This is a genomic window from Rhizobacter sp. P2_D12 (genome assembly GCF_056404395.1).
Window position 1 is genome coordinate 42,449 of the sequence record NZ_JBFUEB010000039.1, and the last position, 8,101, is coordinate 50,549.

Annotated in this window: 8 protein-coding genes; 1 reads left to right on the forward strand and 7 read right to left on the reverse strand. The window is 71.5% G+C overall.

The window, feature by feature from the left end:
* Window positions 1-33 precede the first annotated feature (33 nt).
* Window positions 34-990 (reverse strand): MBL fold metallo-hydrolase, encoded by a 957-nt coding sequence (locus tag AC1DYN_RS15160; protein WP_477960889.1) that lies wholly within the window; start codon window positions 988-990, stop codon window positions 34-36.
* Between the two features lie 198 nt (window positions 991-1,188).
* On the opposite strand from AC1DYN_RS15160, the gene AC1DYN_RS15165 reads away from it, so the two are divergent.
* Complete coding sequence (locus AC1DYN_RS15165; RefSeq protein ID WP_477960891.1) at window positions 1,189-1,695, forward strand: DUF4142 domain-containing protein; 507 nt, start codon at window positions 1,189-1,191, stop codon at window positions 1,693-1,695.
* 6 nt (window positions 1,696-1,701) lie between these two features.
* Here the strand turns inward: AC1DYN_RS15165 and AC1DYN_RS15170 are convergent, their stop codons facing one another.
* The 6 genes from AC1DYN_RS15170 to AC1DYN_RS15195 all read right to left on the reverse strand — a co-directional run.
* Window positions 1,702-2,274, reverse strand: coding sequence for a YceI family protein (locus tag AC1DYN_RS15170; RefSeq protein ID WP_477960893.1), 573 nt, complete (start codon window positions 2,272-2,274; stop codon window positions 1,702-1,704).
* A 93-nt stretch (window positions 2,275-2,367) separates the two neighbouring features.
* On the reverse strand, window positions 2,368-3,390 hold the full coding sequence (locus tag AC1DYN_RS15175) for a Bug family tripartite tricarboxylate transporter substrate binding protein (RefSeq protein ID WP_477960895.1): 1,023 nt from the start codon (window positions 3,388-3,390) through the stop codon (window positions 2,368-2,370).
* A gap of 28 nt (window positions 3,391-3,418) precedes the next feature.
* Window positions 3,419-4,396 carry a hydroxymethylglutaryl-CoA lyase gene (locus AC1DYN_RS15180; protein ID WP_477960897.1) on the reverse strand — a complete coding sequence of 326 codons (978 nt, stop codon included), beginning with the start codon at window positions 4,394-4,396 and terminating at the stop codon, window positions 3,419-3,421.
* A complete protein-coding gene (locus AC1DYN_RS15185; RefSeq protein WP_477960899.1) occupies window positions 4,393-5,601 on the reverse strand; it encodes a CaiB/BaiF CoA transferase family protein in 1,209 nt (402 codons plus the stop codon). The genes AC1DYN_RS15180 and AC1DYN_RS15185 overlap by 4 nt, the downstream gene beginning before the upstream one ends.
* A 125-nt stretch (window positions 5,602-5,726) precedes the next feature.
* Window positions 5,727-6,632, reverse strand: coding sequence for a LysR substrate-binding domain-containing protein (locus AC1DYN_RS15190; RefSeq protein ID WP_477960901.1), 906 nt, complete (start codon window positions 6,630-6,632; stop codon window positions 5,727-5,729).
* Window positions 6,629-8,101 (reverse strand): PAS-domain containing protein (locus AC1DYN_RS15195; RefSeq protein WP_477960903.1); only part of this gene is annotated, 1,473 nt, incomplete at its 5' end. The genes AC1DYN_RS15190 and AC1DYN_RS15195, both read right to left, overlap by 4 nt.

Sequence of the window (8,101 nt, forward strand, 5' to 3'; positions counted from 1 at the left end):
CCAGAAACAGGCCGCGAGTTTAGGCCTGCGCGATCAGGCGGCTCGGCGGTCGAGCCAGATCGCCATGCCTTGGGCGTTGAGCTCCAGGTCCATGGACAGCAGGTCCATCGCTTGGGCGTGCGGCACGGTGCTGCCATGCTCCGCCAGCCGCCGGCTGTACATCGCGGCCAGAGCCGCCATCAGCGCGGCATGGCGGTCGGGTGCATGGCGCAGGCGCTCGCCGATCGCGACGACCTCGTCGATCTGCGACAGCATCATCTCGCCCAGCCGCGGCACGCCCTCGACGCAGCCGAAGTGCGTCAGGTACAGCCGCTCGGGGTGGAAGTCCAGCATGCGCCGCACCGACTGCTTCAGCAGCTCGGGCTCGAACTGCACCGGCGTCGTCGTCGGCAGCAGCCACGGCCCCTGCGCGGTGTCGAACTCGCGGTAGCTCAGCCCGAAGGCGTCGCCGGTGAAGAAGCCGCGCGTGCGCTCGTCCCAGATGCAGTGGTGGTGGCGGGCATGCCCCGGCGTGTCGATCAGTGTCAGCGGCCGGCCGGCCAGCTCGACCACCATGCCGTCGTGGCTGCGCACGACGCGCTCGGCCGGCACCGGCACCACCTCGCCGTAGGCCCGCGTCACTTCCTTCGCGCCGTACACCGCCCGCGCGCTGTTCAGCAGCGCCAGCGGTTCGATCATGTGGCGCGCGCCGCGGGGATGGGCCAGCAGCTTTGCATCGGGCAAGGCCTGCATCAGCGCACCGGCGCCGCCCGCGTGGTCCAGGTGCACGTGCGTGACGATCACCCACTCGACGTCGCGGCGCTGCAGCCTCGCCGCCTCGATCGCAGCCAGCAGCCGCGGCAGCGAGTGCGTGGTGCCGGTGTCGATGAAGGCGCCGCGGCCGTCCTCGACCACCAGGAAGCAGGCAYCGAAGTTCGGCCGGTGGAATCCGGTGTCGATGACGTGGATGCCGTGCGGCAACCCGTGGACGAAGGGCAGGGTGTCAGCCATCCCGCCATCGTAGCCCGGACGACAGTCCGGGAGCCCCGGTCACGCGCCAGCCGCTTCTGAGGGCCACGCACCGCCTGTGCGGTAGCGCACGCGGCCTGCAGTCCGCGTCCTACGCCGAACTCGGACGCCGCCGACAGCCAGCGCACGCGGCGGCTTCCAGACTGGATGCCTCACTGGCTTTTGCACAAGGGAACCCCCATGAGACTGCCCGCACGATTCATCCCCCTGCTGGTCGCCGGCGCGGTGTGCGGCCTGGCCGCCACCGCCGCCCAGGCCCGCTCGGACGCGTCGTTCATGAAGGAAGCCGCCCAGGCCGGCAGTGCCGAGGTCGAGGCCAGCCGTCTGGCACAGACCAAGGCGCAGCGCACCGACGTGAAGACCTTCGCGCAGACGATGATCGACGACCACACCAAGGTCGGCGCCGAACTGAAGCAGCTGGCCGCGAGCAAGAAGGTGACGCTGGCGGACGGGCCGTCGATCACGCAGAAGGGCGAGCTGAAGCTGATCGACGCCGRGGCCGATGCCAAGTTCGACGAGCGCTACGTCAAGTCGTTCGGCGTCAAGGCGCACGAGGATGCGGTGAAGCTGTTCCAGGAGGCCGCGAACGAGGCCAAGGATGCCGACGTGAAGGCCTTCGCACAGAAGACCTTGCCCGGCTTGCAGCACCACCTGGAGATGGCCCGCGCCCTGGCCGCCAAGCCCTGACGGCCATCAGGGGACGGCGATGGCCTCGACCTGGATGCGCAGCGTCACGTCCATGTTGAAGTGCCAATCCTTGCCGGCGTCGATGCCGAACTGGTCGCGCTGGATCGTCGTGATGGCATCGGCGCCGCACAGCTCGCGCTTGAGCATCGGGTGCGGGATGCACTTGAGCAGGTTCAGCTTCAGGGTCACCGGCTTCGTGACGCCATGCAGGGTCAGCTCGCCGACCACCTCGGTGGGCACGCCGCCGACCACCTTGTCGAACTTGCCCTTGTAGACGGCCTTCGGGTACTTCGTGACGTCGAACAGTTCCTTGCCCTGGGCCACCTTGTTCAGCGCGTCCTGGCCGAAATCGGCGCTGCCCGGCAGCACGGTGATTTCCAGGTCGCCGCTGCCGGTGGCCTTGTCGTAGTGCACCGTGCCGCTGCTCTTGTTGAACTTGCCGCGCCACACCGAGATGCCCATGTGGTCGGCCTCGAAGCTCGGGAAGGTGTGGTCCGGGTCGATCTTGTAGGTGACCGGGGCGGCGTGGGCGGCGGCGGCCAGCAGCAGGCCGGCGGCGACGGGGATGACAATGCGCATGGGAGATTCTCCTGGGTGTTCGTTGAAGGTGTGCGGCACGCGATTCTCGGCGCCTGCACCCTCACGACGAACCAGCCCGGCGCAAATCGACAGTCAATCGCCTTCGATGTGCGCGCTTTTCACCACCTCGCCCCAGCGCGCCAGTTCGGTGCGCGCGTGCTCGCCCAGCGCAGGCGGGGCCAGGTAGTCGGCGCTCGCGCCCTGCTCGGCCGCCTTCTGCCTGAAGGCCGGGGTGGCCATCACCTGGGCGATGGTGCGGGTCAGCTTGTCCACGATCGCGGCCGGCGTGCGGGCCGGCGCGAACACCGCGAACCACGAGGTCGCGTCCAGGCCGGGCATGCCGGCCTCGGCGGCGGTCGGCACGTCGGGCATCGAGGCCAGGCGGTGCGGGCCGGTGACGGCCAGCGCGCGCAGCTTGCCCGATTGCACGAACGGGATGAAGGGCGGCGGCGTGCCGAAGGTCAGGTCGACCTGCGAGCCGAGCAAGTCCTGCAGCGCCGGGCCGGTGCCCTTGTACGGCACGTGGGTCATCTGCACGCCGGCCTGCTGGGCCAGCATCGCGCCCGTCACGTGCTGCAGCGAGCCGTTGCCGGACGACGCGAAGCTCAGCTTGCCGGGGTTCTGCTTCGCATAGGCCACCAGCTCGGCCAGCGTCTTCACCGGGAGGCCGGCGCGCACCACCACCAGCTGCGGTGCGCTCAGCACGTTGGCGATCGGCTGCAGGTCGCGCTGTTCCCACTGCGCCTGCTTCATCAGGTGCGGCGTGATCACGTGGTAGCCGGAGTACTGCATCAGCAGCGTGTAGCCGTCGGGCTCGGCGCGCTTGACGGCCACCGCGGCAATGCCGCCGCTCGCGCCGCCGCGGTTGTCGACCACCACCGTCTGGCCGAGCGCCTTGCCCAGCGGTTCGGCCAGCATGCGCGCGGCCAGGTCGGTGGTGCCGCCCGGGGCGGTCGGCACGATCAGCGTGATCGGCTTGGAGGGGTAGGGGTCGGCCGCCAGGGCGGGGATCGAGAGGGCGGCCAGGGCCAGGACCGTAGCCCGGATGCCAATCCGGGAGATGTGGCGGACGCATCCCGGATTGGCGTCCGGGCGACGGGGGGTGGTGTGTTTCATCGTTGTCTCCTTGGATGTGGGTGGTGGATCAGTCGCGGGCGAGTGCGCGTTCGCGCGTGGCCTCGAAGTCCGCCGGCAAGGGATGCAGATCGAGACGCCGGCCGGCCTTGACGATCTGGCCGGGCAGCTCGTGTCCGATCAGCGCCGGCAACCGGGACGCGGCGGCCAGCAGCGACGCCAGGTCAACGCCGGTGTCGTAGCCCATCAGCGCCAGCGCATGCACCATGTCTTCGCTGCAGACGTTGCCGCTGGCGCCCGGCGCATAGGGGCAGCCGCCCAGGCCGCCCAGCGATGCATCGAAGCATTCGGCTCCGGCCTCGATCGCGGCCAGCAGGTTCGCGAGGCCCAGGCCACGCGTGTCGTGGAAGTGCACCGTCAGTTCACTGCCCGGCCAACGCGCGCGGAAGTCCCGCACCAGCGCCTGCACCTGCGGCGGGTAGGCCATGCCGGTGGTGTCGCACAGCGTCACGCCCTGCGCGCCCAGCTCACCGACGAAGCGCTCGCACCAGCCCAGCACGGTGGCGGCCGGCACCTCGCCCTCCATCGGGCAGCCGAAGCAGCACGACAGCGAGACGTTGATGGCCACGCCGGCCTCGCGCGCCAGCGCCGCCACCTGCGACAGCGCGGCGAAGGACTGCTCGCGCGTCATGTGCAGGTTGGCGAGGTTGTGGCTTTCGCTGGCCGACATCACCAGGTTCAGCTCGTCGCTGCCGGCCTCGATCGCGCGCTGCGCGCCGCGCACGTTGGGCACCAGCGCGCTGTAGACCACGCCGGGCTGGCGGCGGACCTCGCGCATCACGACCTCGGCGTCGCGCAGCGCCGGGATGGCCTGCGCCGACACGAAGGCGGTGACCTCGATCTTGGCCGCGCCGGCCAGCGACAGCGCGTCGACCAGCGCAATCTTGTCGGCGGTCGGCACGAACACCGGTTCGATCTGCAGGCCGTCGCGCAGGCCGACCTCGCACAGGCGGACGCTGCGGCCGTTGCCGTTCCAGATGTTGCTCATGCCACGACTCCCCGTTTGCGCAGCGTCGCAATCTCGCCGTCGCGCAATCCGAGTTCATGCAGCACCGCGTCGGTGTCGTCACCGAGGTTCGGTGCCGCGCTGCGCACGCTGCCGGGCGTCGCCAGCAGCTTGGGCACGATCCCCGGCACCTCCAGCGTGTCGCCGGCGCGCGTGGTCTGCGACAGCAGCATGTCGCGCGCCCGGTAGTGCGGGTCTTCGGCGATGTCCTGCGCGGTGTAGACCTTGCCGCACGGGACGCGCGCTTCGGCCAGCATGGCCAGCACGGCGGCCACGTCGCGCGTTGCGGTCCAGGCCTCGATGGCCATGTCCAGCTCGGCGACGCGGGCCACGCGCCCGGCGTTGTCGGCCAGTGCCGGATCGTTGCCCAGGTCGTCGCGGCCGATGGCCTGCATCAGGCGCCGGAAGATGCTGTCGCCATTGCCGGCGACCAGCACCACGCCGTCGCGGCAGCGGTAGGCATTGGATGGCGCGATGCCGGGCAAGGCGCTGCCGGCCGGGCCGCGCACCGCGCCGAACGCGCTGTACTCGGGCAGCAGGCTTTCCATCACGTTGAAGACCGCCTCGTTGAGCGCCACGTCGATCACCTGGCCGCGCCCGCCGTGGGCCTGGCGGTGGTACAGCGCGGTCAGCACGCCGATGCAGCCGTGCAGCGCGGCCAGCGTGTCGCCCAGCGAGATGCCACAGCGCACCGGCACGCGGCCCGGCTCGCCGGTCAGGTGACGCAGGCCGCCCATGGCCTCGCCGATGGCGCCGAAGCCGGGCAGGTCGCGGTACGGACCGGTCTGGCCGTAGCCCGAGATGCGCAGCATCACCAGGCCCGGGTTCAGCGCCGACAAGGCCTCGTAGCCGAGGCCCCAGCTCTCGAGCGTGCCGGGGCGGAAGTTCTCGATCAGCACGTCGGCCTGGGCGATCAGGCGGCGCGCGATGTCCTGGCCCTCGGCATCGCGCAGGTCGAGCGCGATGGAGCGCTTGTTGCGCGACTGCACCTGCCACCAGACGGAGGTGCCGTCCTTCAGCAGGCGCCAGTTGCGCAGCGGGTCGCCGGCGCCGGGGGGTTCGATCTTGATCACGTCGGCGCCGAACTCGCCGAGCGTCTTGCCGGCGAACGGGCCGGCGATCAGCTGGCCCATCTCGACGACGCGCACGCCGTGCAGGGCACCGGGGGCGGGGGAGGGTGTGTTCATCGGGCCATTGTGGAAACCGGCCCGGCGCAGGGGAATGACCGAGCTGCGCAGCGAGCTTTCGTGAACCGCGAAAGCAGGCAGGGGTTTGCCCGTAGCCCGGATGCCAATCCGGGGATGTCGGAAGGTCAGTCCCGGATTGGCATCCGGGCGACGTGATCGAGCAGCAAGCGCACGTGCTTCGGTATGGCGGACGCATCGCGCACCCCCAGCAGCAAGCGCCGCCGTGCCCAATCGTCAGTCAATGCCACCTGGCGCAGGTCCATCGAGCGCAGGTGCGGCAGGATCGCATCGCGCGGCAGCACGCCCACACCGAGGCCCGCCGCCACCATGCGGCACATCGCGTCGAAGCTGCGCACGCGGATGCGCAGCCGCAGCTGGCGTCCGAGCGCCTGCGCCTCGGTGTGCAGCCGGCGCGCCAGCGACGTGCCCTCGGACAGGCTGACGAAGTCGCAGTCGAGCAGCTCCTCGAAGCGCAGGCTGCGCCGGCGCGCCAGCACATGGGCGCGCGGCACCACCAGCACCAGCCGGTCCTCGCGGTAGTTCATCGTGTGCAGCCCGTGCGTCGGCGTGCGGTCGGCAAAGATGCCCAGGTCGGCCCGGCCGTCCAGCACCGCCTGCACCACCGCGCTGCTGTCTTCCTCTTCCAGCTCGATGCGGATGCCCGGGTTGTGCGCAATGAAGGCGGCGATGTCCGGCGGCAGGAACTGCGTGATGGCCGAGGTGTTGGCCCACAGCCGCACCACGCCGACCAGGCCCGCTGCATGGTCCGACAGGTCGGCCGCGAGCCGGTCGACATCGCTCAGGATGCGCTGCGCGTGCTGCTGCAGCGCCTGGCCGGCGGCCGTCAGCGTGACGCCGCGCGAGTGGCGCTCCAGCAGCGTGGTGCCGACGGCGGCTTCGAGGTCGGTGATGCGCTTGCTGGCCGCGCCCACCGCCAGGTGCGCGAGCGCGGCCCCCTGGCTGATGCTGCCGCTGCGCGCCACCAGGCTGAACAGGTGCAGCGAGACGAGATCGAGGCGATGCAGATTCATGCGAGCAGCGCCTCGAGGCTCCTGCGCGTGAACGGCTTCTGCAGGAAGCCGGCCGCGCCCGGCCAATCGTCGCGCCGCGCATGCACTTGCGGCGGCAGGCCGGAGGTCAGCACGACGCGCTGCTGCGGCCAATCGCGCCCGATGCGGTGCCACAGCGCGATGCCGTCGCCGCCGGCGCCGAGCATCACGTCCGACAGCACCAGGTCGAACGGCCCCTGCGCGGCCATGCAGGCCAGCGCCTCGCCTTCCGACGCGACGCCCGCGACCGTGGCGCCCAGGTCTTCCAGCAAGGCAGCCGCGGTGGCCCGTACGCTGTCGTCGTCCTCCACCAGCAGCACGCGCGCCGCCGGGTGGCCGGTGCGCGGCGGCAGCGCCGGCCGTGACGGCGCCGCGCTGGCGTGCGAGGCCGGCAGCCACAGCTCGGCCGTGGTGCCGCGGCCCTCGCCGCTGTCGAAGGCCAGGCTGCCGCCACACTGGCGCACGAAGCCGTCGACGATCGCCAGCCCCAGGCCGCTGCCCTGGCCCGGCGCCTTGGTGGTGAAGAAGGGCTCGGTCACGCGCGCCTGCACGTGGGCCGGCATGCCGTGCCCGGTGTCGTGCACGCGGAGGGCCACCGCCGCGCCCGCCGGCGTGACGCGCGTGCTGTGCGCGGCGTGGCCGACCGACAGCGTCAGCGTGCCGCCGCCCGGCATCGCCGCGGCGCTGTTGAGCGCCAGGTTCAGCAGCGCGTTCTCCAGCTGGCCGCGGTCGGCCTGCACCCACGGCGCTTCATCGGCATCCTCGATGCGCACCTGGATCGCCGGGCCGACGCTGTACTCGACCAGGTCCAGCATCTCGGCCAGCATGTCGGCCACGCAGACCGCCTCGACCTGCAGCGGCTGGCGCCGCGCGAACACCAGCAGCCGGCGCGACAACCCGGCGGCCGACTCGGCCGCCTTGTGCGCACGCGCCGCGAAACCGGCGACGGCCTCGTCGGGCCGCAGGCGATGCTTCAGCAGTTCGAGGTTGCCGAGGATGGCGCTGAGGAAGTTGTTGAAGTCGTGCGCGACGCCGCCGGTCAGCTGGCCCAGCACCTCCATGCGCTGCGACTGGCGCAACTGCGCCTCCATCGCGCGCCGCGCGGTGAGGTCGCGGCAGACGGCCACCCAGCCGCCGTCGGGCATCGGGTGGCTCAGGATCTCCAGCACCTGGCCGCCGGGCAGGTGCAGCTCGGCCGAGGCCGCGATGCGCCGCCCGGGCAGGCGCGTCGCGGTCTCGGCCGTCACCGCGCGCCAGGTGGCCCCGCGCGGCAGCGAGGCGTTCAGCTCGCCGATCGGCACGCCCAGGCGCAGCACGCCGGGCGCGAACGGCAGCAGGCTCTCGAACTTCTGGTTCCAGACGACCAGGCCGCCGCCGGCGTCGTACACCGACAGCCCGTCGTTCATGCTGTGGAACACGCTCTCCAGCAGCCGGCCCTGCACGTGCAGGCC